This is a genomic window from Microbacterium algeriense, assembly GCF_008868005.1.
GTDB classification, from domain to species: domain Bacteria; phylum Actinomycetota; class Actinomycetes; order Actinomycetales; family Microbacteriaceae; genus Microbacterium; species Microbacterium algeriense.
The window spans coordinates 693,397-716,321 of record NZ_WAAO01000003.1 but is presented as its reverse complement, the minus strand read 5'-3'; the positions used below and the strand labels follow the sequence as shown (position 1 = coordinate 716,321).

Here is a 22,925-nt window from a genome sequence, read left to right as displayed (position 1 = left end):
GATGATCCTTCAGGAGTGGGTGCCGACGAAGGGATCGGCGATGCCGATGTAGGTCGTCTCGAGGTACTCGTCGATGCCCTCGAAGCCGCCCTCGCGACCGATGCCGGACTGCTTGACGCCACCGAACGGCGCAGCCGGGTTCGACACGAGTCCGGTGTTGAGGCCGAACATGCCGGTCTCCAGACGCTCGGCGAGGCGCAGCGCCCGGTTCAGGTCGCGGGTGTACGCGAAGCACACCAGCCCGTACTCGCTCGCGTTGGCGAGGCGCACGGCCTCGTCCTCGTCGCGGAACACGGTGATGGGCGCGACGGGTCCGAAGATCTCCTCCTGGAGGATGCGGGCGTCCTGCGGCACGTCCACGAGCACGGTCGCCGGGTAGAAGTAGCCGCGCCCCTGGGGGATGCTGCCGCCGAGTGCGATGCTCGCTCCGTCCTCCAGCGCGCCGGATACGAGGTCGGCGACCTTCTTGCGGGTCGACTCGTCCACGAGCGGCCCGAGGGTCGACTCCGGGTCGGTGCCGCGGGCGTTGACGTACCCTGCCATGCGTTCAACGAGCCGCGAGGTGAATTCCTCCGCCACGCTCTCGTGCACGAGGAAGCGGTTCGCGGCGACGCAGGCCTCGCCGCCGTTGCGGAGCTTTGCGAGCAGGGCACCCTCGACCGCGGCGTCCACGTCAGCGTCGTCGAACACGAGGAAGGGGGCGTTGCCTCCGAGTTCCATCGAGACGCGGAGCACCTGGTGCGCGGCGTCCGCGATGAGGCGGCGCCCCACTTCGGTTGATCCGGTGAACGAGAGTTTGCGCAGTCGCGGGTCGGTGATGAGCGGGCCCGTGACCGCGCCGGCGCGGGTCGTGGGGATGACGTTCACGACGCCGTCCGGCACTCCGGCCTCGCGGAGCACCTCGGCGAACAGGAGTGCGGTGAGCGGTGTGAGCGCGGCGGGCTTGAGCACCGAGGTGCAGCCGGCCGCGAGTGCCGGCGCGATCTTGCGCGTGGCCATCGCGAGCGGGAAGTTCCACGGGGTGATGAGCAGGCTCGGACCGACCGGTCGCTTCGCGACGAGCAGTCGGTTGCGGCCGTCGGGAGCGGTGGCGTATCGCCCGGAGATGCGGGGTGCTTCTTCCGAGAACCAGCGCAGGAACTCGGCGCCGTACGCGACCTCGGCGCGCGATTCGGCGAGAGGCTTGCCCATCTCGAGCGTCATGACGAGTGCGAAGTCCTCGGCGCGGGCCGTGACGAGCTCGAACGCCCGGCGCAGGATCTCCCCGCGCTGTCGCGGAGCAGTGGCGGCCCAGGCGGTCTGCGCCGCAGCAGCAGCGTCGAGTGCGGCCATGCCGTCCTCGGGCGTCGCATCGGCGACATGGGCGAGCACCTCACCCGTCGACGGGTCGTGCACCTCGAAGGTGTGGCCGGAGGTCGCTTCCCGCCACTGACCGCCGATCAGCAGGCCGGTGGGGACGGAGGCGATGACCTCGGCCTCGCGTGCCGCGGTCATGCGGGCATCTCCCGACGGAGGTCGCGGCCGAGTAGTTCCTCGTAGAGACGCACGGGCGTCATCTCCCCGGCGCGGTCGCCGTAGCTCGCGCGGGCTCGACGGAAGATCTGCTCGACGAGGGAGGACAGCTCGACCGGCATCCCGACCGAGCGGGCCAGATCGACGGAGAGACCGAGGTCCTTGCAGGCGAGGGCGATCGCGAAGCCCTCGTCGTAGTCGCCGTGGTCGAGGATCGACAACACGTCGCGTGAGACGAAGGTGCTGTTCGCGGGGCTCGCGATGAGCGCGTCCCGCAGCACGCCAAGGTCGACCCCCGCGGCGACGCCGACCGACAGCACCTCCGCCGTCGCGACCAGGTGGGAGAACCACAGCTGGTTGATCATGAGCTTCACGGCGTAGCCTGCGCCGGGCCCGCCGACGTGCAGGATCCGCTCCGGGTCCCCCATCGCCTCGAACACGGGACGCAGCCGCTGCACATCGTCGGCGTCACCACCGACGAAGATCTGCAGCATCCCGTTCGCGGCGCCCACTGACATCCCACTGACGGGGGCGTCGAGCAGGTGCAGTCCGCGGCCGGCGGTCGCGGCGCGCACACCGTCCAGCACGTCCGGCACCGAGGTCGACATGTCGATCCAGGTACCGCCGTCCGGCAGCCCCACCACGAGGCCGTCAGGCCCCGAGGCGACGGCCTCGACGTGCTTGGGCGTCGGCAGCATCGTGATGATGAGGTCACTGGCGGCGGCGACCTCGCGAGGGGTCTCAGCCCACCGGGCACCGCCCTCGATCAGGTCGGACGCCGACTCGCGGCGCAGATCGGTCACGACCAGCGGGAAGCCCGCGGCCTGCAGGTTGCGGGTCATTCCTGACCCCATGTTGCCGAGTCCGATGAACCCGACGGTGGGTCGGGTCCCGACCGGCGTTGGGTCGAGGACGGGGGTGGGAGAGCTCATGGGTGATGCGTGTCCTTTGTGGATCAGGCGGATGCGGTGGAAGGGGTGTAGAACGGATTGGTCGGCGCGTGCCGGGCTTCCAGCACGGCGTCGAGCTTGGGCAGGCCCGCCGCGCCGTTCGCGAGCGCGGTGCGTGTCGCCTCGCGGTTGTTGCGGTAGACCGTGTCGGCGTCGTCGGCCGCCGGATTGACCCACACTGCGGCGATGAGGGCGTGCGTGTCGGCAGCCTCGCGCGGGATCACACCGTCGGCGACGGCGTCGGCCACGCCCGCAGCGACTCCGGCCTGCGCCGGGCCCCAGATGAGGAGGCCGTGCTCGTCACCCGCCGGTGCGGCCTTCGTGACGAACAGCGTCAGGGGCTTCACCGGGAGGGAGGGGCGGAGCACCGCCACGAAGGGCACGTGCCCCTGGCTGGGGCTGGCGAGGGCAGTGGCCCACGCCGTCCCCGCAGGTCCCTCGCGGTGGCCGAGCACGGTGTTGATGTGTGCGGCGTTGACGCCGTCGCCGACGAAGCTCTCGCCGAGCTGGATGGTCGAGGTCATCAGATGAGTCCCTGCTCCTCGAGCCAGTCGATCGCGATGTCCTCGGGGTCCTCACCGTCGACATCGGCCTTGGCGTTGAGCTCCTGCATGACCTCGGTGGTCAGCAGCGGGCTCAGCTCGGCCAGCACGTCGGCGATCGCCGGGTACTCGTCGAGGGTGCTCTGCTTGAGCGTGAAGCCGCCCTGGTAGCTGGGGAAGAACTCCTTGTCGTCTTCCATCACCACGAGGTCGAGGGCGGGGATGCGGCCGTCGGTCTGGAAGACCTCGCCGAAGTTGCAGTCGTCGCCCTTCTGGGTCGCCGTGTAGATGACGCCGGTGTCGAGCATCGTGACGTTCGAGTCCGGGGCATCGAAGCCGTAGGCGGCCTTGAGACCCGGCCAGCCATCGTCGCGCGTCGAGAACTCGCTCTCGATGCAGAACGTCTGATCGGCGCTCGGCAGGGCTGCGACATCACTCAGCGTCTTCACGCCCAGCTCGTCAGCCTCCTTCTTACGGATCGCGAAGGCGTAGGTGTTGTTGAACGGCGCGGGGTCGAGCCACGCGATGCCGTTCTCGGCGTCCGCTCCCTTGACGGCATCGAACTGCGCCTCGGCGCCCTGCACCGGCGTCGTATTGCCGTTGTACGTGATCCACGACGTGCCGGTGTACTCCCAGTAGCCGAGGAACTGGTCATTCTCGAGCGCCTGACGCACGTTGGCGGAGCCGACGAGCTTCGTGTTGGCCTCGACGTCGGCACCGTGCGCATTGAGCAGTTCCGCCGTCATGTAGGCGAGGATGTACTGCTCCGAAAAGTCCTTCGAGCCGATCTCGCCAGTGAGACCTTCCAGCTCGTCGCCTTGGGCTCCGGAGCCTCCGCCGGCACCGGACGAGCAGCCGGTGAGGAGCAGAGCGCCGGCGGCGATGGCGGCGAACGAGGCGGTGGCGATGGTGCGTGTGTTCATTGCAAGTTCCTTTCGGGAAGGGAGTGTGCTGTGCATGTGAATTAGTGGTGGAGTGGTGGTGCTCAGAGGCCCTTGGGTCGAACGATGTCCTCCACGACGCCGGCGGCCCAGTCGATGAGCACGGCGATCGAGGCGACGAGGATCGCTCCGACGACGAGAACGGGATAGCGCTGCAGCTTCAGGCCGTTGATGATCATGTCGCCGAGACCGCCGGCGTTGATGAAGGTCGCGACCGTGGCCACACCGACCGCGAAGACGAGCGCGGTGCGGAGTCCCGCGAGGATCACGGGCGAGGCGAGCGGCAGCTCCACTCGGCGCAGAACCTGTGACGGGGTCATGCCCATGCCCCGGGCCGACTCGCGGATGCTGGGATCGACCTGGGCGAGGCCCGCGATCGTGTTCTGCAGCACGGGCAGGAAGGAGTAGATCACGAGTGCGAGCAGTGCCGTCGTGAATCCCGTCTGCCAGACGATTGCGAGCAGGATCACGACGCCGATCGCCGGCGTCGCCTGACCGATGTTCGCGATGCCGATCACGACGCCGCGGAACACCTTCGATCGGGAGCGGCTCACCGCGATGCCGGCGGGGATCGCCAGCACAGCCACGAGCACGGAGGCGATGATCGACAGCACGAGGTGCTCGCCGATGCGGGCCGTGATGTAGTCGGCGTTGAGCGTGCGCTGCTCGATCGAGTCGAGGTCGAGGCTCGACACCCACACGTAGGTGAGCACCAGCACGACCGCGACGACGATGAGCGGCATCAGGCGGCGCAGCAGCACGGGCATGCCGCGTCGGGGCGCGGACTGCGTGCGCAGCATCGTGGTCGCGGAGGGCACGACCTGGGGGCCGGTCACGGTCACGCCTCCTCGGCGCGACGCGCGGGGCCTTCGGAGCCCAGCGCTGCCGAGATGGCCGCCTGGTCGATCGAGCCGACGACCGCCCCGGCGCGGGTGACGTTGACGCGCGCGGCGCCGGTCAGCACCAGGGTGTCGAGGGCCTCGCGCAGCGAGGAGTGCTCGTCGACCGTGACGGCCGGGGCTGCGGCATCCGCGGATCCGATTCGCGCGTCCGTCACCGGGATCAGAGCGAGACGCTTCAGGGCGGCCCCCTCGCCGATGAACGATCGTACATAGTCGTTGGCAGGCTCGGCGAGGATGCGCGCCGGAGTGTCGAACTGCTCGATCTGGCTGCGATCGCTCAGCACTGCGATGCGGTCGCCCATGCGGATCGCCTCTTCGAAATCGTGCGTCACGAAGATGATGGTCTTGCCGATGTCGGCCTGAATGCGCAGGAACTCCGCCTGCAGCTTCTCCCGCGTGATCGGGTCGGTCGCACCGAAGGGCTCGTCCATGAGCATGACGGGCGGATCGGCAGCCAGTGCCCGGGCCACTCCGACACGCTGCTGCTGCCCGCCGGAAAGCTGACGGGGGTATCGCTGTGCGAACGTGCCCGGGTCGAGCTGCACGGTGCGCAGGAGCTCGTCCACGCGCTCGGCGATACGGGCTTTGGACCAGCCGAGCAGCTTCGGCACGATCGCGATGTTCTCGGCGATCGTGAAGTGCGGGAACAGGCCGATCTGCTGGATGACGTAGCCGATGTGCCGACGCAGCTCGTTGCCGTCGAGCGACAGCACGTCATCGCCGTTGATCCGGATCGACCCGGAGGTCGGCTCGATGATGCGGTTGATCATCTTCATCGTCGTGGTCTTGCCGCAGCCGCTGGGGCCGACGAACATGATCAGCTCGCCGGGCTCTACACGCATCGAGAAGTCCTCGACGGCGGGCCTCTGCTGACCCGGGTACTGCTTGGTGATGTGGTCGAGGACGATGTCGACGCCGCCCTGCTGCGCCGCGAGGGAGGTGAGAACGCCGGTGTTCGTTGTGATGTCAGGCACGGAGACCCCTTGAGGTGGTGAGGCGGGCGACGAGCACGAGGATGCCGTCGAGGACGAGCGCGAGGATGATCACTGCGACGGTGCCCGTGAGCGCGTAGTTGAGGGCGTTCTTCGAACCGAGCGAGCTCAGGCCCTTGAAGATGTACTCGCCGAGCCCGGGGCCGGCGACGTAGGCGGCGATCGCCGCGATCCCGACCGTGAGTTGGGCGGCGACACGGATGCCGGTCATGATGACCGGCCAGGCGATCGGCAGCTGCACCGTGAAGAGGATGCGGGTGGGGCCGAGGCCCATGCCCCGCGCCGACTCGAGCACCGAGACCGGTACTTCGCGGAGTCCCACGACGGTGTTCCGCACCACCGGGAGCAGCGAGTAGAAAACGAGGGCGACGACGGTCGGCAGCCACCCGAGGCCGAGGACGGGGCTCAGGAGGGCAAGGAGGGCGAGTGACGGGATGGTGATCGCGACAGCGGCGGCCGTGAGCACGGTGGTGCGGGCGATGCGACGGTTGCGGACCAGGATGCCGAGGCCGATGCCGATAATCGCCGCGAGGACGACTGAGACGACGACGACGACGAGGTGATCGCGGGTGAGCTCAAGAATGTCGTCCGCGCGACGCGTGAGGAAGGCCATGAGGTCTTCCCAGTTGAATCCGGTCAAGAGGGCTCCTGTCTCGTCGTTGAGGCCGGTACCGGGGATGAGACTCACGGTAGCCTTTGTGGCCATTTCGTCAAAGAGCGTTGTGTATATGGCAACCGCTGACGCTACACTCTTACCGTGACCACCACCTCCGGCGGCCCTCGCCGCAATTCCTCCGGCCTCGGACGCGACATCGAGATCCTCGAGCTGCTCGGCGGCGACGAGGCGTTGCGCTCCGGCGGACTCGGCGTCTCGCAGGTGGCACAGCTCACCGGGCGGGACAAGGCGGTCGTGTCACGCACACTCGCGACGCTCGCCGAGACCGGACTCGTCGAACGCGATGAGGAGTCGCTGCGCTACCTGCTCGGGCCGCGGCTATACGCCCTGGCGGCGCACACGGCCACGTCGACGCTCGTGCACGCCTCGCGCAGCATCCTGCGACGACTTGTGCAGTCCACGCGCGAGACGAGTCACCTGTGCGTGCTGCGCGGCGGCAACGTGCTTACGCTGCTTAGCGAGCTGAGCCCGCACGACGTGCGCACGACCGGCTGGGCGGGCACCACCACGGCCGCGTGGCGCACTCCCTCGGGTCGTGCGCTGCTGAGCGACTGGGACGAGGAGTCCCTCGCACGCTGGTATGACGACCACGGGCAGGATCAGCCCCTCGTCGGCCGTTTCGACCAGGCTGACCCCTCCGGATTCCCGGTTCTGGACTCTCCCCCGCCGGGCAACTCTCCGGTGACGGATCTCGCGAGCCTGCACACCGAACTCGGCCGTATCCGCGAGCAGGGCTACGCGCTATCGGACGAGGAGCTCGAGTTCGGGGTGGTGGCAGCCTCGGCGCCGATCATCGACTTCACGGGACGTATCGTCGCAGCCGTGAACGTAAGCGCCCCGAAGGCGCGAATCGGGCACCGCCTTGAGGCGCTTGGCGCGCTCGTCTCGCGAGCTGCGCGCGAGCTGTCGACGCGTCTAGGTATGGTCTGAACTCGCCGAAGGCGACGGCCGCGACGGCCAGAGGTATTGAGGTCGATGCAAGCCTGCCATGCTCTGAGGTGTACCGCCCAGGCGGGAGTGGTGATGAAGGTTGAGCGTGCCTGCGCTGCGAGGATCTTCCTTGAGGGGCCTGGCTACTCCAACAGTCGGGCTGCCAGTGCCCGCACCTTGAGATCGACCGAATCGCGCAGGTCACGAACCGAGTCGCTGTCCACGGACCAGTCCGCAGGGTCGGGGAACTCCCACTGCACGAGCTCGCCGGAGACCGGCCCGGGTAGTTCCAAGCCCGGCTTCATCAGCACCACCACATCAGCGTTCGCGAGGTCGTCCGGGGTGACACCGCGCGGTACTGCCGCTGATGTGTCGATGCCGAGGTCGTCGAGGGTCGCGGCGACCGCGGGGTTGATCGCGGCAGCGGGGTGCACTCCGGCGCTGTCTGCGATCAGTCGATCGCCAGCATGCCGGGCCAGCAGGTGCGCGCCCAGCTGCGAGCGTCCCGCATTGTGCGTACAGATGAACAGCACGGTCTGAGGGTCTGTCACGTCATCCTTCTCTCCTCCGGCGAGACACTCGCCGGATCGTTGGTATGACACCAGGCTTGCACGTTGCATTGATAAGTGTCAATATAGACGCATGTCGATTCAAGAGGTTGAGCTAGTCATCATCGGATCCGGGCCCGCCGGGTATACGGCTGCGGTGTATGCGGCGCGGGCGGGCCTTGCCCCTGTCGTGCTTGCCGGTTCCGTCACCGCCGGCGGTGCGCTCATGACAACCACCGAGGTGGAGAACTTCCCCGGTTTCGTCGACGGTGTCCAGGGTCCGGAGTTGATGGAGTCGATGCGCGCGCAGGCTGAGCGCTTCGGTGCCCGCATCCTTCTCGACGACGCTGTCGCGGTCGACCTGGCAGGGCCGGTGAAGACGGTGCGCACCGGATCGGGTGACACGTACCTGGCGCGTGCGGTGATCCTCGCCATGGGGTCCGCGTACCGCAAGATCGGACTGGCCGACGAAGAGCGTCTCACCGGCCACGGGGTCTCCTGGTGTGCGACCTGCGACGGCTTCTTCTTCCGCGACCAGGAGATCGTCGTGGTCGGCGGTGGCGATTCGGCGATGGAGGAAGCTCTGTTCCTCACCCGGTTCGCGTCGAAGGTCACCGTGGTGCACCGCCGCGACACGTTCCGCGCCTCACAGATCATGGCGCAGCGGGTGCTCGAGCACCCGAAGATCGACGTCGCCTGGAACAGCGAAGTGGCCGGCATCCTCGGGACGGACAAGGTCGAGGCGGTCACGCTGCGCGACACGGTCTCCGGGGCGGAGCGCGAACTCTCCGTCACTGGGGTCTTCGTCGCCATCGGGCACGACCCGCGCTCCGAGCTCGTCGCGGGCTCCGTCGACACCGACGCCGACGGGTATGTGCGGGTCGTCCACCCGTCCACCCGCACCACCCTCGACGGCGTCTTCGCCGCCGGCGACCTGGTCGATCACACCTACCGGCAGGCCATCACCGCAGCCGGTACGGGCTGCGCGGCCGCCCAGGACGCCCAGCACTACCTCGCGGCCCTCACGGACACCGCGCCCGCATTCGATGCCCAGGAGGTCCTCGCATGAGTTTCCCGATCGTGGTCACCGACGCCACATTCCAGAACGAAGTCACCGACTCCGAGATCCCCGTCGTGGTGGACATCTGGGCCACCTGGTGCGGTCCGTGTAAGCAGATCGCACCGCTTCTGAACCAGCTCGCCGTCGAGTACGACGGGCGGGTCAAGATCGTGAAGCTCGACGCCGACCAGAACCCGGCCACGGTGACCGCCATCGGCGTCACCTCGATCCCCACGCTGGTCTTCTACAACCAGGGTGCGCGCGTTGACATGCTCATCGGCGCCCACGCCAAGCCCGTAATCGCAGAGAAGATGGAGGCGCTCCTCGCATGAGCACCGCAACCGCACCCACCCCCACAACGACGACCCGCCGCCTGTCGACCCTTGACCGATGGTTGCCGCTGTGGATCGGACTGGCTATGGTCGCCGGAATCCTCGTCGGCCGCTTCATCCCTGGCGTCTCCGACCTCCTCGCACACATTGAGGTTGGCGGCATCTCTGTGCCGATCGCTCTCGGCCTGCTGGTGATGATGTACCCGGTCCTCGCGAAGGTCCGCTACGACAAAGTCGCCGCTGTCACCGGCGACAAGAAGCTACTCATCTCCTCACTCGCTCTGAACTGGGTCGTCGGACCGGCACTGATGTTCGCCCTCGCCTGGGCGTTCCTTCCGGATCTCCCCGAGTACCGCACCGGCCTCATCATCGTGGGCCTGGCCCGCTGCATCGCGATGGTCGTCATCTGGAACGATCTCGCCTGCGGCGATCGGGAAGCCGCCGCCGTCCTTGTCGCCATCAACTCCGTGTTCCAGGTCATCGCCTTCTCCCTGCTCGGTTGGTTCTACCTCACCGTGCTCCCCGGATGGCTCGGACTGGACTCGCAGGGACTGGAGATCTCGGTCTGGCAGATCGCCCTCAATGTCCTCGTCTTCCTCGGCATCCCCCTGATCGCCGGCTTCGCCTCCCGCCTGATCGGGGAGCGTGCGAAGGGCCGCGACTGGTACGAAGAGAAGTTCCTTCCCAAGATCGGACCGTGGGCGCTGTACGGCCTGCTGTTCACGATTGTGTTGCTGTTCGCCCTGCAGGGCGAGCAGGTCACCAACCGGCCGTGGGATGTGGCCCGTATCGCCCTCCCGCTGTTGGCGTACTTCGCCGTGATGTGGTTCATCGGACTGTTCACCGGGAAGGCGCTCGGGCTCGGATACGCCCGATCCTCCACGCTGGCGTTCACGGCCGCGGGCAACAACTTCGAACTCGCCATCGCCGTCGCCATCGGCACCTTCGGGGCCACCTCCGGTCAGGCCCTCGCCGGCGTCGTCGGCCCACTGATCGAGGTCCCCGTGCTCGTCGGACTCGTTTACGTCTCCCTGTGGGCGGCCCGACGCTGGTTCCACACCAACCCGTACACCGCTGAAAGGATGTAGCCATGAACGTCACACTGACGACCACCGGCGACACCTGCAGTCCCGTCGCCACCCACGCGATCGGCATCGACGCTGCCACCTCGGTCGCAGCGACGCTAAAAGCGCTGTCCGACCCGCTCAGGCTGCGCATGCTGTCGGCCATCGCCTCCGATCCCCGCGGAGAATCGTGCGTGTGCGACCTGGCCGAACTGGCCGACGTCTCCCAGCCCACCGTGTCGCACCACCTGAAAGTCCTCAAAGACGTGGATGTCCTCGTCTCCGAGCGGCGTGGCACCTGGGTCTGGTACCGCATCAACCCGAACCGCCGAGGCGCGGTCACCGCTCTCCTGGACTCGTTCGCACCTGCGACCGTGAGTGAGCCGTGGAGCGTTGAGCACACGGATGCGAGCACTCGACCCGACTTCGACGCGCGCGTGACTCATCTTGCCGATGAGCTCGCCGCCGAGATTCCGGAGGTTGACGCGGACGTGGTGCTCACCATCGTCCGCGAGTCGTACACGTCCCTTGCCCGCACTGCTCGCGTCACCTCTGCATTGATCCCCTTGACCGAGAGGTTCGCCCGGCAGCGCCTCGCTGACCTCACCAGAGACCGCGTCTCTTCCGTCCCGCAGGTGCTGTTTGTGTGCGTCGCGAACGCCGGACGCTCCCAGCTCGCCGCAGCACTCGTGAATCAGATCAGCGGCGGCAAGGTCGTTGCGCGCTCCGCAGGGTCGAATCCCGCGGACGTCATCCACCCCCATGTGCGATCATTGCTCACGGACATCGAAGGTGACATTGCCGCCGATCGGTATCCCAAGCCGCTCACCGACGACGCGGTGCGCGCGGCAGATGTGGTCGTCACGATGGGCTGCGGGGACGTTTGCCCGATCATCCCCGGCGTTCGGTACGACGACTGGGCGGTGGGTGACCCCGCTCTCGCGTCTCGCGAAGGCGTCGAAGCGATCCGTGACGATATCGCCGCACGCGTCCATGTTCTCGTCGACGACCTTCTCCGCTAACCCCTCTACCGCCCATTCAGGAGCAAACATGACTGACACCACCGTCAAGCCGTCCGTCCTCTTCGTCTGCGTTCACAATGCCGGACGGTCGCAGATGGCGGCCGGGTTCCTCCGCGAGATCGCTGGCGACCGTATCGAAGTGCGCTCGGCCGGGTCCATGCCTGCGGATCAGATCAACCCCACCGCCGTCGACGCGATGCAGGAACTTGGTATCGACATCACCGCCGAGCAGCCCAAGGTCCTCACCACCGAGGCGGTGCAGGCCTCTGACGTCGTGATCACCATGGGTTGTGGCGACGCCTGCCCGTTCTTCCCCGGAAAGCGCTACGAAGACTGGAAGCTCGACGACCCCGCTGGCCAGGGCATCGACGCCGTACGGCCCATCCGCGACGATATCCGTGGTCGCATCGAACAGCTGGTGAGCGAGCTCCTCTGAGAAGCGCACGCGCTCGACAATCCGCGACGCTGACGTGAACGGCGAGTCGGCAGTGCGACCTTGGTCAGGCCTTCAGCGCTTCTCGACTCGCTCGCGTTTGGGCGAGCAGCGAACACGTGAGCCTTTGTCCTTCGTGCTCGAGGGGGTCAGCATTGCCAAGTGCGAGCTCGATGGCGTTGGAACCTGGAGTGTCGCTATTTGCGGCATTCGGGGCAGCGGGCGTGAGGCCTGCGGGTTCTGGTCTGAACTCTCGATGGCCATGTATACCCGCAGGCACAGTGCCAGGTGACTTTTCTCCCCGATCCCACGGTGACCTCGGTGGGCGAGAGGGCGTTAGAGGAGTCCCACTGCGCTGCGAGATCGGGTCGCAGGGTTGCAAGGTCGGTCTCCCCTGGGATGGGTAGCTTTCCTGTGCAGTAAGGGCAGCCGCAGCCGGACGTCCGGTTTTTGACTGTCGCGGGCCACGAGTGATTGCGGTGGCAGATCCACGACACTTTCACGTGGGAGGAGACCGTGACCTGATTCGGTGAGCAGTCGTTGCTGGGATCCCATTGCGCGGCAATATCGGGTCTGCGTGTCGCGAGGTCAGTGGCTCCCGGGATAGCGACCCGGCCGGAGCATGACGGGCAGCCTGAGCCTGCGTGTCGGTTGGCGACGGTCGCTGGCCAGGTGTGGTTTTCTGCGCACCGCCATTGGGCTTCATAGGAACTACTGACGGTCACTTCGGACGGTGTCCGGTCGTTCGCTCCTGGGGTGCGGTCCCATTCCGAAGCCAAATGAGGATCGAGAGTCCCCAAGTCATTGAACCCCGCGAGGACGACGCGATTCGCACACACGGGGCATCCCGTCTTGTCCTTCGTGCGGCCCCAGACGGGGAGCTCCCATGTGTGACTCAGCGCGCAGCGCCATACTGCGGGGTAATCCGAGCCCGCGGTGACCTCACAAGCGGACTTGGAGTTGACGCGGTCCCATTGTTCGGCGAGATGAGGGTGAGTGGTGGCGAGGTCATTGAAACCGGCGAGGGTGCGTTGATTGGAGCAGTACGGGCACCCGTGTCCTGAGCAACGGTCACCGACAGCCGCGTCCCAGCTGTGGTCGCAGTGGCCGTGCCACCAGACGACACGGTCCGATCCGGGGGTGACTGTCTCCGGAGTGATGGAGCTGTCGTTGAGTTCGTGATCCCACTCTGCTGCGAGGCCGGGGTGAAGAGTGGCTAAATCTGTTTCACCCGGTATCGCCCGGCTACCGCTGCAATAGGGGCATTTGCTTTCTTGCGTGGTGCGGGAGCGCACCTGGGCGGGCCAGGTGTGCTCGTGAGCAGTACACCTCCAGTTGATTTTCCGGGCGGAGGTGGCGCTCACGTGATGGGGGTCCCCCCGGTTGGCTCCTGGGGTAGTGTCCCATTCCGCGGCGATGTCTGGCCGCAGGGTGCCGAGATCGGTGTGTCCCGGCCAGAAGTCCATGCCGATGCAATATTCGCAGTTGGTCTCGGCAGAGCCTCGCACGTGGGGGCTTGCTTCCCAGGAGTGCCCCTCCTCGCACAACCACCACGCTTTGTGAGAGACATCGACTCCGGACCAGGGGTCGCGGGTGGGCGGGTTGCGATCCCAGTCCCATTCGGAGATGGCTTTCGGGTGGCGGAGGATCCACAGCGGGTAGTTGGCGGTGGTGTCGAGGATGCGGGGGACGTCGACGGTGTCGAGGGCGGCTTCCAGGGGGCGGAATTTCGTGGGGATGGTGTGGCGGCGGAGGGGGCGGAGCCAGAGAATCACGCGTTCGACGAGGATGTCGCTGTTGGTGAGGCCCAACGTTGCGGTGATGTCGAGTCGTAGATCTGCCGCCGACTGAGTGCGCCATCGTGCGCAGTGTGCACGATTGGACAAGATCTGCAGAACGCGCACCGTCGCGCGGTACAGATGTGCGCGGCGATCGATCTCGCGTACCGCGCTCATCAAGCACGGATTCTGCCCGGTCTCTGCGTTCTGGGCGGAGAGCGTTTCGTTGTCGCGCACCATGGCCCACACTTGACCGTGCAGTTGTGTGGTGACCCGACCAGTGGCGACGAGTCGACGGAAGGAGAGTTCCGCGTTCCGAAGCGTGGGATCGAAGGGAACGATCACCTGGGTATCGGGTTCGGTTCCGGGACCGACCCACACCATCTGCCTCGGGTGTCGGAGACAGAAGTTTTCCCGATCGTGGGGAATTTGCTCGATCGTCTCCCCGGCACTGCATAGGCGGCACAGGAAGCGCTGCGGGTAGGCCCGTGTGGAGTCCGGTTGCGCTAGACGCTTCATGCGGAGGTAATGACCGGCTGGGCGCCCTGCCGTCGCCTCGACCGTCCGAGCGGCCGCTTCGTCGTCGATCCAGACGCGGTGGATGTTCGGTTGCGCTCGGCTGGTCAGTGCCCTCTCGGCGAAGTCGAACGGTACTCCTGCGGCGCGGCATTGCCGCTGCGCGTAGGAGCGTGGCGTCTCAAGATGATGCCACTTGGGTCGTTTCGCCCACGCCTGCGTGCTGATCATGCGGCGTCCACCAGGTCGTCCAGGGTGACGTTGTGTGTGTTGAGCGTGGTGCGCCGGAGAGTATCGAGAACCCCGAAGAGTCGCTCGCGGGTTACGGTCTCCGAGGTGCGCGATTCGTCGCGCAAGATGGACGCGACGAGGCGGTCCACGATCATCGCGAGAACGGCGAGTTTCCCGTCGGCGGCGTGGACTAGCGTGCCGGCGTTGCGGGTGAGAAGGCCGTGGGCGTGCCCGCATAGTGGTAGGAAGCTGTCGAAGGTGGCGACCCATTTGATCCATTGTTCGAAGTCCTCTTGGACGGCGGGGTCGATCTTGTCGAGTGTGACGAAGTCACATCGTGCGCTGACTTGCAGGCCGTCGCCCGTCTTGAATGCTTGGTCGAGATTGATTCCAACCAGGACGACGGTCGCACAAGACTCGTTCTGGAGGGCTTTGATGACACTGGAGGGTTCAGTCCCGCCGAGCTTGTGCGCTTCGTCAATCACGAGCAGCTTCGTGCCGTGACGGTGGAGGGCCTCGACGGCAAGCTTCCTCAGCCTGTCGGTGGCGATCTGTTTGGGGAGAACGATGGTGGGGGCGAGAAACTCCACGATCTGGGCAAGGAGAGCTTTTCCGGTCGAGTGTTCGGTCATCTCCACCCAGACGACCGGTGCGTCTCCGTCTCTGAGGTAGTCGGGGTGTTGGGCTGCGTGTCTGCGTTCTACGGATCGAGCCAACAGGAGAGCGAGCTCTGTCTTGCCGGAGAACATCGGCGCGGATATCATCAGCCCGCGCCGCGAGTTCTTCAGCCGAGGGTTGATCCGGATGAGGTCCTCCAGAATGCGAGCGCAGACCGCTTGCTCGCGTGTCTTCACCCTCAGCGTCAGCCGGAGAAAGTCTTCGCGAGCTTGGTCGTATAGCTCTCGAGCTTCACTGTCCAGATCTCTGTACTGACGGAAGGTGATCTTCGGCGGGGATGCGGGCTCGGCGTCGAATGCTTCTCGAAGCCCTGCAAGGCTGGTCTTGCGGTCATGGTGGAGGACGAGTGGGGTGATCTTCATGAATCAAGCTCCTCTGCTTGCGCGAGATCTATGTCGGGGGATGTCCAATCGATGGTGCTGATGTCGACGGGTTTGGCCCATTGCCGTAGTGGGATCGGTGTCGTTGTCGAGGGGCCTGGTTCACGTTGCGCTTCGACCTTGAGGCGCTGTTGCTCCCGTTTGTGCTGGGTGCGCTTCCGTTTGTCTCCTCGTTCGCGACTTTCGACGTGGTCGATCCACTCGCGGCGGCGGTCGGGATCGTCGATTGCGGCGTCGGGGTATCGGGCAAGGAGTTTCATGTCGATCTCGGCGACCATCGGTGCTGTCTTCTCCCGCAGAGCGATGTCCCAGCACTCGATCCACACACCGGTTTCTGGGTGACGCACCCAGACGGCATTGGCGTTGTAGGGGTCGAAGCTCACTGGGAATTTCCTGGCTTTCGCGGATCCCGGTTCAGCGCCCGTGAGGGAGCGATTGCGGAGATCTTCCAGGTGGGATGAGTCGTAGCGGCGATTGTGGAGTTCGATCCCTGCACGACCGATCATGCGCCGTTCCGTGGGCAAGAGCGCGAGGTACTCCTCAACTCCGAAAGGCACCGGGACGCCGGGTCCTACAGCGAACAGTTCGGTGTACATCTGATTCGGGGTGAAGATGCGCCCTGGGGAGCTCGTCGACTTCAAGCCACGGTGAGGCCTGTTCAGGTAGATGTTCGTTATCCAGCTGTCGAGGATGAGGCGAAGCGAATCCAGGGTGAGGGTGGGGTCGTCTTTGGCGGCCCGATGGGCGACGGAGTTCCCCACGAAACCGGCCAGCCATGCGGCGAAGTCTGTCGAGAGGGTGCCGAAGTTGCGCTCTACGTGTGGCTTTACCGTCGGCGTTCTGGAGGGGGCAAGTTCCCTGTGGATTCCGTACGCGCTGCAGGCATCTCTGAACGTGCGGGACCGAAAATCTGCTCCGCCGTCGATAGTGATCGATCGCGGGAAGATCCACGGGAGGGCCAGAGAATCGTCAGTGAGGTAGGGGTTCACCTGCTTCATCAGGTCAGAAGGCAACGTGGCTGATCCCGCGAGGGTGGCTGCTCCCGAACCAGGTACGGCTTTGCGCCCGATGACAGCCCGGGCGAGCAGGAGTGCATGGTCGAATCCGCCAGGGCTGTCCGCGTGAATCGCCCAAGCGAGCGGTACCCGGCTTGCGACATCGAGAAGCACGGTGAGTGTCGGCCGGAACTCACTGTTCTCATCCCAGACGAGAACGTCGAGTTTCGTTGAATCGATCTCGCATCGCTCCCCAAGTTGATAGGCAGCCCCGGAGTAGTACTGACGCTTGGGGCTGTTATCGGTGTTTCGCCGGGTGGTCGCTTTGTCGAAGCTGTAACGGCCGGCCGCCCGCTCGTTGATGTAGCCCTGGAGGGTGCGAGCCTTGATCTCGCATAGAGGATCGCCCGGGTAAGTGGTCTCGAGCTCTCGCCTCACCAAGACAGCGCACCGGCGTTTGCTGCTCGTCGACTTGTCCGTTTGGCGATCGAGGAATCGATCGATGATCGTCACCAGCCGTGCATCTGCCCGGCTGATGGAGAGTCGCTGCTCGCCCTTGCGATGCATGCGGGCATTCAGCCCGGCTGCACCGTCTTGCTGGTACGTCTTCCACAGGAGGTGAAAGGTGCTGCGCGCTCGCCCAAGTGACGTGCCTTTTAGCTCGAGCAGCTTCGCGTCAACGCGTGCGTTCTGAGTTGTCAGCGCAGGGTCGTATTGTGCCCGAGAAGCGGAGGCCAACGGATCCATCGGCCTGCCCGTGAACGCCTCAAGGAGATGGGCTTCCATATCGCATACGTCGGTCGGCCATGCATCCCCGTCCGGTCGAAGAGATACGCTGCGATCCCGTTGGGCTGTTCCGGCCTGGAGCAGGAACTCGTCTACGGACATGATCAGGTGTCGATCGGGCGCGTGTTCAGAGCGGAGCTTCACCTCCAGGCCAGGAATGATGTGGACCCAGACCCAGCTCTCGCCGTCAATCTCGAAAGAGTCTCCGAGCTTCAGTTTGCGTTCATCGGACACTGATCGCGTCCGTTCTCTCCCGATGTGCGGTAGTCAGTAGCGTGTTGCTATTGAATACGGACGACAAGTCGAGCGCGAGAAGTCTGCGCCAGGCGAGGTTGTCAACCCATGCGCACGCTAGAAGCGGGCAATCTGGAGACGCCAGCTCACACAACTCCCGGCGTGTTTTGCCCTGAGTAGCTGCGTCGAGGATCTTGTCCTCGATGTCCGCCGACGGCCTGCAACGGTCATGACGCGACGCCGACAACCATTCGACCACGCGAGTCGCATGGACGCTGTGACCGGAGAGCACCTCGTAGTGCCAGCCGAGCGTTGCCGACAGCCGTGCGGTTTCATCGAACTGCAGTTGCACGGACTCGTCGATGCGTTCCTTCGGCTTCACATCTCGGACGGCGTAGGAGCCGTCCGACATCTGCAACAAGAAATCCGGCACGTGCCAATGACCGGCCATCGGTGAGCGGACGCCGAACACCACGCCAAACGGCTGCGACCACACCCTTTCGACCTGTCCGGCAAAATCGAGCCACATCAACTCGTCGCGCTCGAACTGAGACTCACACCACACGTGGCTGCGGGTGCGACTCCAGAAGTACTCAGATCCTGTGAAGAAGTGGCTGGCGCCCTTCGATACTCGAACCTTCATGGGGTCGATGACAGACCAATCCAAACGGCCGAGACTTCGGTCGACCGGTGCGAACGAGGTGTTGTTCGCATAGCCAGTCTCCGAACGATGATCACGCGGCACCCAGTGCAGCTCCGACTCTTTCGAGAACCGTCGACGAGCGATCATCCGTGCGATCTCAGCTGGCTTCATCATCACTCCCGGAGGGAGGCGGAGTGCCGGTAGGCACATCTTCGTCGCCTGCGCCCAGGATCAGCCCGGTCGGCTTCGACGGGCTTCCGACACACCGGCGCGGACCGGATATCGTTCGATCTGATCTCGAGTGGCCCGACGTGAAGCGAGAACCGCATCGTTGGTCGCCCGATGTCACTCGGGACTCCACCGGCTTCCGTCGCAAGGTCTAGGCAACGCAAGGCCAGACTTGAACGAACGAGGGGAAAGCTCCCCCACTAGCCTTCGGGTGAACAGTACTCGCCGCCGGCTTCCGGTGAACATTGCCGGCTCCGGCGCTGCGGCAGACATTGAGATGCCGGTCGGCGTTGCCGTCCCGGGCGCTCACGCCTTGGCGTCCGCGGAGACCGTTGCGGACCCCGACCTCGTGAGACTGACCATCCCGCTCCCCCAGTGCAGGACCCGTCCCGCACGAGATGCTCGACGGGAACCTCGTCATCGACAAGGTGAACTACTGACCGCCACCGACGGGGTTCTGGAGGCCCTCGACTTACACAACGAGGGCCTGCACGTGTGCACGTGCAGGCCCTCAGGTTCGATTAGACGCGCTGGCTGATCGTGCCGCCCGGGTTGCGGTTGGCGGTCGATTCGGTGACGAACCGGCCCGACGACGCGGAGCGGTGCACCGTGGTCGAGTTGCTCGTGCCGGAACCGACACGTTCGGTGGTGGTCTTTCCGGGCCAGCGGGCCGCAGCGGCCTTGGAGACGAAACGACCGGTGGATGCAGAGCGACGAACGGTTCCCATGGGAACTCCTTCACTGATTGGTGCCGGGGTGCCATGAGATGGAGCGCCGCTAGTCTGCGGCTGCCAACTCCGGTACAGTCAGTGCTCTGGATGAGACCTGACCTTCTCAGGGCTTGTGAGCCGTCCCGTTACCGCGGGGCGGCTCTTTTCCGTTGTGATCCCGACATCTCGGTATATGTCCGCCGCTGGTCACTTCCCCTCGCGGCCTCTCAACTGCTTCGATTGAGTCTTGCCCGTCATCGATCGCGAGACGAGCGACTGCGCTTTGTTGGCGGAAACGGTTCGGCGTGCCGCCTTCGCGTTCTGGGTCCCGAAGGACGAGCGCTCGATCTTGCCTCGAAATTCACTGCTCATGCGGACTCCCGGTTCTGTCGTACTTGCTGACGTGCGCGCGCGATCGCCGACTCCACCGCTTTCGCGGTCATGCCAAGCTTCTCGCCGATCTCCGCGTGCGTGAAGCCATGCGTCACGTTCAGATAAAAGGCTGAGCGGACACGCTCGTCCTTGATGCTCCCGAATGCACGACGCAGCTCGTCCTTGATGTGCGCCGCCTCGCTCGCGTCGGGAGCAGCCGACGTCGACGGACCCTCCTCGAAGTCGTCGGCCCAGGCCGCTGCGGGCGGCGGAGCCTGCGGCTCCGCATATGAACGCAGCTCTTCTCGACGCCAACGCTTGTAGACGTTGCTGAACTGCAGAAGGCACTGGCCCACGAAGAACGTGCGCAGGGAAGCTCCCTTGGCGGGGTCCCACTTGCCCGGGACGAGCACCTTGTCTCGGAACGCGGTGAGGGCGAGCACGATCGTCTCATCCGCCAGGCTCTCGGCCTCTTCGATCATCGAGCCCGGGCGGGGCTCAGGCTCCAGTGCGCCGAAGCCTTTTCGCTTCACCTCGCCACGAATCTGCCCTTTGTAGATCCACCCGCGGATGACAGCCCACCCGTACTTCGCGATCTCATTCGCGAACAGATCGTAGTTCCGGCCACGGTATCCGCTGGCCTGGAGTGCGGTCGCGAGTTCGCGGTCTCCAGCGAGCCGGTCGAAACGTTCCTCGGCGCGATCGCGGTCTGCCTCGGCCAGCCAGGCCTGATCCGTTGCCCACGCGATGAGAGTAGGAACGCCATCGGGGGACGAATGCCCTTCGGGCTCGTCGTTACCGGTCATAGCGTTCCCTCACGATCCTGGTCAGCTCATAGTCACCACGATCCCTCATATGTCCGACATTGCAGACTTCCCCTCGCCTCTCGCAAGAAAATGTTGAGCAACCTCACGGTTCGGTGCCGCCCGCCGTACACGATCGTTTGCGGCGTGGTTTCGCATTCGGTTCTACTGGTGGTGCCGCAAGCGAGGCCTCGGACCCATCTCCGCTTTCCAAAATCTCCCGCTGAAGACGCGAGTGAGCACAGCAGGAGGGAGCGTGCAGCAGACGACCCGCCGAAAACGATCGTTTCCGGCGAGTTCGCGTCGCCCGTCATCGTGCGCCCGCCGTTAACGTTCGCCGGTATCTGCTTTCGGCAGACGTTTCCGGCGTTCAGGTAGCGGGTCTCGCTCGTCGTCCGCCGATGCGAGTTGGCGAGGATGGTTTCGTTCCGCGCGGAGTTGTTGCTCGATCTTGGCGTGTGCTTTTCGTTCGTTGCGGTCGGCTCTGATGATGGACCGCAGGACGAACCAGAATGCTGCGACGACGGCGATCGTGGGGATGACGGACCAAAAGGCGTTGGTCCAGTAGTCATTGAGATTCATCCGCGCCTCCCGGAGGTTCACGCAGCACGAGCGCCAGTCCGACGATCGCGAGGATGAACGCTGTTTCGTAGCTTCCGAGCGTGTATGCCCAGAGTGACCGTTGGTCTGGAACGGTTGTGTCGATGAGGAGATGAGTTGCGATCAGTGCGACGGCGGCCAGGAGAAGGAAGGCCCCGATACGTACGAGGCGATCGTGACGCCGCTGTGGGGACATGTGGCTGGTGCGCGTGGGAACGTGTGCTCGTGGACGGTGCCGAGCTGGGTGCAGGTGGCGGGTCATCTGAATATGGCTCCGATGAGGTAGAAGCTCGCAAGGGCGAGAAGCAGGGCGAGGACTGTGGCGCACGCGATGAAGACGGATATGCGTCGGAAGGGATTGCGGCGGGGGACCATGGGTGGCCGTTCTGGTGGTGGCGTTCTCTACCGGGCGGGGGCGAGGATGGTTGTGTCGTCGGCTGTGATCTGGACGATGCCGCGGTCGTCGACAACGATGAAGCGTTCGTCATCGATCGCGGTGAAGGCCTGAGCGGCCCCTTGAAGCGCGTCGAGGCGTTGCCATGTTCCTTCGGTGTTCTGTGACCAGAGGGCACCGTCGGTTCCGACTCCTGCGAGCGAGCCATTGGGTTTGGCGTCGAGTGTGTAGAGCAGCGGGGCGTCGGCGACGGGGGTGAAGGTGGCGCCGTTGTCGGTGCTGAGGAGCAGTCCTTCTTCCGCGGCGGCGTAGAGACCGTCGCCGGTGGCGGCGAGGTCTGCCGCGGCAAGTGTTGCGCCGCGGGTCCATTCGAGACCGTCGTCAGTGCTGATGAGCAGATCGACGCCATCGGAGGCGATCCCGTAGAGAGTGCCGTCTGGTCCGGCGGTGAGGACATGGAAGTCCGTACTGCCAGTGAGGGCGATCGGTGACCACGATTCGCCGAAGTCGTCACTACGAATGACACCTAGGTTCGGGGAGCCGAGCTCTGCGGGTGTCTGTGTGCCCGGGTGACCGGATGCGAAGAGGGCGTCGTCGAGGACGGTAAAGCCCATCGCATCGAAATCGTGGCCTCCGATGGGACCGGCGATCGCACCTTCAGGAGTGAGGGTGAAGAGTCCTCCGTGGGTGGCTATGAAGAGGTCCTCACCGCGGGGGTCAGCGGCAACACCGTGAATGTGTTGGATAACGGGGGGGACCGCGTTGGTGCCGGAGGCCTGCGGCACGGCGCAGCCGGTGAGGGCGACGGCTGCGAGAGCGATCGCGAAAGCGGGTAGGGGCGAGTGGCGGTTCATGAGACTCCGACGTGAAGAAATGCATGCAGGTGCGCGAGCGGTACGCGAATGAGAGTCGCGACATGGCACCAGCGCGGTGGCGTGGGTTACTGCGAGAAGGCCAGTTCGGGGGTGCGGGCGAGCGCCGCACCCCCGAAGGTAGATCAGAGTGTGTCGAGGAGGTCTTTCATCGTGGCGATCTCCGTGGTCTGTGCCTCGATGATCGTCTCGGCCAGGGCGACCGCGTCACTGTTCTGGCCGTTGTCGACTTCGTCTTGGGCCATTTCGACGGCACCCTGGTGGTGCTCGATCATCTGCTCGAGGAACAGACGGCTGGCGTCCGCCCCGGTGGCATCTTCGAGGGCCTGCATGTCGTCGTCGGACATCATGCCGCCGCCGTGGTCCATGCCTTCCATGTTGGAGGTATCAGCGCCCCACTCTTCGAGCCACTGCTCCATCTTCTGGATTTCGGGGCCCTGCGCTGCCTTGATCTCTTCCGCGAGGGCGGCGACGCGCTCGTTGACGCCGTCCTTGCTGAGGAGCATGTCAGACATCTCGATGGCCTGAGCGTGGTGCTCCTTCATCATGCTGGCGAACATGATGTCGGCGTCATTGGCGTCCGCCGACGCCGGGGCGGAGCTGCTGCTCTCGTGATTCATGCCGGGCATATCGCCTCCGCCGGAGGTGTTTCCAGCGCAGCCGGCAAGGGCGAGCACAGCAGTGAGAGTGAGTGCGGCGGTCGCCGCAAAACGGGTCTTCATGATGGTTCTCTCCAAGAGTCGATGATGGTGCCCAGCGAGACAGGCTGGGCGAGGGGGCGTTGCCCATAGAACGGGCATG

At 65.4% G+C, this 22,925-nt stretch carries 23 protein-coding genes; 6 read left to right on the top strand and 17 right to left on the bottom strand.

The window, feature by feature from the left end; translation table 11 throughout:
• Positions 1-9: 9 nt before the first annotated feature.
• The 7 genes from F6A08_RS17120 to F6A08_RS17090 form a co-directional block, all read right to left on the bottom strand.
• Complete coding sequence (locus F6A08_RS17120; RefSeq protein ID WP_017201958.1) at positions 10-1,494, bottom strand: NAD-dependent succinate-semialdehyde dehydrogenase; 1,485 nt, start codon at positions 1,492-1,494, stop codon at positions 10-12.
• The gene (locus F6A08_RS17115) at positions 1,491-2,444 is read right to left on the bottom strand and encodes an NAD(P)-dependent oxidoreductase (RefSeq protein WP_017201957.1); all 954 of its coding nucleotides are present in this window, start codon (positions 2,442-2,444) and stop codon (positions 1,491-1,493) included. The genes F6A08_RS17120 and F6A08_RS17115 overlap by 4 nt, the downstream gene beginning before the upstream one ends.
• A 23-nt stretch (positions 2,445-2,467) precedes the next feature.
• On the bottom strand, positions 2,468-2,986 hold the full coding sequence (gene fae, locus F6A08_RS17110; RefSeq protein WP_017201956.1) for a formaldehyde-activating enzyme: 519 nt from the start codon (positions 2,984-2,986) through the stop codon (positions 2,468-2,470).
• On the bottom strand, positions 2,986-3,927 hold the full coding sequence (locus F6A08_RS17105) for a glycine betaine ABC transporter substrate-binding protein (protein ID WP_017201955.1): 942 nt from the start codon (positions 3,925-3,927) through the stop codon (positions 2,986-2,988). Before F6A08_RS17105 ends, fae begins: the two co-directional genes overlap by 1 nt.
• Before the next feature lie 62 nt (positions 3,928-3,989).
• Complete coding sequence (locus F6A08_RS17100; protein ID WP_017201954.1) at positions 3,990-4,787, bottom strand: ABC transporter permease; 798 nt, start codon at positions 4,785-4,787, stop codon at positions 3,990-3,992.
• Positions 4,784-5,821: an ABC transporter ATP-binding protein gene (locus tag F6A08_RS17095; protein ID WP_017201953.1), complete on the bottom strand. Its 1,038-nt coding sequence runs from the start codon at positions 5,819-5,821 to the stop codon at positions 4,784-4,786. Before F6A08_RS17095 ends, F6A08_RS17100 begins: the two co-directional genes overlap by 4 nt.
• The gene (locus F6A08_RS17090) at positions 5,814-6,527 is read right to left on the bottom strand and encodes an ABC transporter permease (RefSeq protein ID WP_017201952.1); all 714 of its coding nucleotides are present in this window, start codon (positions 6,525-6,527) and stop codon (positions 5,814-5,816) included. The genes F6A08_RS17095 and F6A08_RS17090 overlap by 8 nt, the downstream gene beginning before the upstream one ends.
• 69 nt (positions 6,528-6,596) lie before the next feature.
• Here F6A08_RS17090 and F6A08_RS17085 point away from each other — a divergent pair, with 69 nt between their 5' ends.
• On the top strand, positions 6,597-7,445 hold the full coding sequence (locus tag F6A08_RS17085; protein ID WP_017201951.1) for an IclR family transcriptional regulator: 849 nt from the start codon (positions 6,597-6,599) through the stop codon (positions 7,443-7,445).
• A 143-nt stretch (positions 7,446-7,588) separates the two neighbouring features.
• Here the strand turns inward: F6A08_RS17085 and F6A08_RS17080 are convergent, their stop codons facing one another.
• Positions 7,589-7,996, bottom strand: coding sequence for an arsenate-mycothiol transferase ArsC (locus F6A08_RS17080; protein WP_017201950.1), 408 nt, complete (start codon positions 7,994-7,996; stop codon positions 7,589-7,591).
• 91 nt (positions 7,997-8,087) lie between these two features.
• On the opposite strand from F6A08_RS17080, the gene trxB reads away from it, so the two are divergent.
• The 5 genes from trxB to F6A08_RS17055 are packed head-to-tail and all read left to right on the top strand — an operon-like array spanning position 8,088 to position 11,907.
• Positions 8,088-9,062 (top strand): thioredoxin-disulfide reductase, encoded by a 975-nt coding sequence (gene trxB / locus F6A08_RS17075; protein ID WP_151460105.1) that lies wholly within the window; start codon positions 8,088-8,090, stop codon positions 9,060-9,062.
• On the top strand, positions 9,059-9,385 hold the full coding sequence (gene trxA / locus F6A08_RS17070) for a thioredoxin (RefSeq protein ID WP_017201948.1): 327 nt from the start codon (positions 9,059-9,061) through the stop codon (positions 9,383-9,385). Before trxB ends, trxA begins: the two co-directional genes overlap by 4 nt.
• Positions 9,382-10,473, top strand: coding sequence for an ACR3 family arsenite efflux transporter (gene arsB, locus F6A08_RS17065; protein WP_026049682.1), 1,092 nt, complete (start codon positions 9,382-9,384; stop codon positions 10,471-10,473). The genes trxA and arsB overlap by 4 nt, the downstream gene beginning before the upstream one ends.
• 2 nt (positions 10,474-10,475) lie before the next feature.
• Positions 10,476-11,471 carry a metalloregulator ArsR/SmtB family transcription factor gene (locus tag F6A08_RS17060; RefSeq protein WP_017201946.1) on the top strand — a complete coding sequence of 332 codons (996 nt, stop codon included), beginning with the start codon at positions 10,476-10,478 and terminating at the stop codon, positions 11,469-11,471.
• Positions 11,472-11,499: 28 nt separating this feature from the next.
• Entirely contained in the window at positions 11,500-11,907 is a 408-nt protein-coding gene (locus F6A08_RS17055) for an arsenate reductase ArsC (RefSeq protein WP_017201945.1), read from the top strand.
• Positions 11,908-12,101: 194 nt separating this feature from the next.
• On the opposite strand, the gene F6A08_RS17050 is transcribed toward F6A08_RS17055, so the two are convergent.
• The 9 genes from F6A08_RS17050 to F6A08_RS17010 form a co-directional block, all read right to left on the bottom strand.
• Positions 12,102-14,429, bottom strand: coding sequence for a zinc-ribbon domain-containing protein (locus F6A08_RS17050; protein ID WP_192576810.1), 2,328 nt, complete (start codon positions 14,427-14,429; stop codon positions 12,102-12,104).
• Complete coding sequence (locus F6A08_RS17045) at positions 14,426-15,469, bottom strand: TniB family NTP-binding protein (protein ID WP_017201943.1); 1,044 nt, start codon at positions 15,467-15,469, stop codon at positions 14,426-14,428. Before F6A08_RS17045 ends, F6A08_RS17050 begins: the two co-directional genes overlap by 4 nt.
• A complete protein-coding gene (locus F6A08_RS17040) occupies positions 15,466-17,502 on the bottom strand; it encodes a Mu transposase C-terminal domain-containing protein (RefSeq protein ID WP_029264081.1) in 2,037 nt (678 codons plus the stop codon). The genes F6A08_RS17045 and F6A08_RS17040 overlap by 4 nt, the downstream gene beginning before the upstream one ends.
• Positions 17,492-18,319 (bottom strand): TnsA-like heteromeric transposase endonuclease subunit, encoded by an 828-nt coding sequence (locus F6A08_RS17035; RefSeq protein ID WP_164743619.1) that lies wholly within the window; start codon positions 18,317-18,319, stop codon positions 17,492-17,494. The genes F6A08_RS17040 and F6A08_RS17035 overlap by 11 nt, the downstream gene beginning before the upstream one ends.
• Positions 18,320-18,894: 575 nt before the next feature.
• Positions 18,895-19,101, bottom strand: coding sequence for a hypothetical protein (locus F6A08_RS17030; protein WP_017201940.1), 207 nt, complete (start codon positions 19,099-19,101; stop codon positions 18,895-18,897).
• A gap of 350 nt (positions 19,102-19,451) precedes the next feature.
• On the bottom strand, positions 19,452-20,261 hold the full coding sequence (locus tag F6A08_RS17025) for an RNA polymerase sigma factor (RefSeq protein ID WP_029264083.1): 810 nt from the start codon (positions 20,259-20,261) through the stop codon (positions 19,452-19,454).
• 324 nt (positions 20,262-20,585) lie between these two features.
• The gene (locus F6A08_RS17020) at positions 20,586-20,840 is read right to left on the bottom strand and encodes a hypothetical protein (RefSeq protein ID WP_081859903.1); all 255 of its coding nucleotides are present in this window, start codon (positions 20,838-20,840) and stop codon (positions 20,586-20,588) included.
• A gap of 420 nt (positions 20,841-21,260) precedes the next feature.
• Positions 21,261-22,106 carry a F510_1955 family glycosylhydrolase gene (locus tag F6A08_RS17015; protein ID WP_017201937.1) on the bottom strand — a complete coding sequence of 282 codons (846 nt, stop codon included), beginning with the start codon at positions 22,104-22,106 and terminating at the stop codon, positions 21,261-21,263.
• A gap of 143 nt (positions 22,107-22,249) precedes the next feature.
• Entirely contained in the window at positions 22,250-22,846 is a 597-nt protein-coding gene (locus F6A08_RS17010; protein WP_026049681.1) for a DUF305 domain-containing protein, read from the bottom strand.
• Positions 22,847-22,925 lie beyond the last annotated feature (79 nt).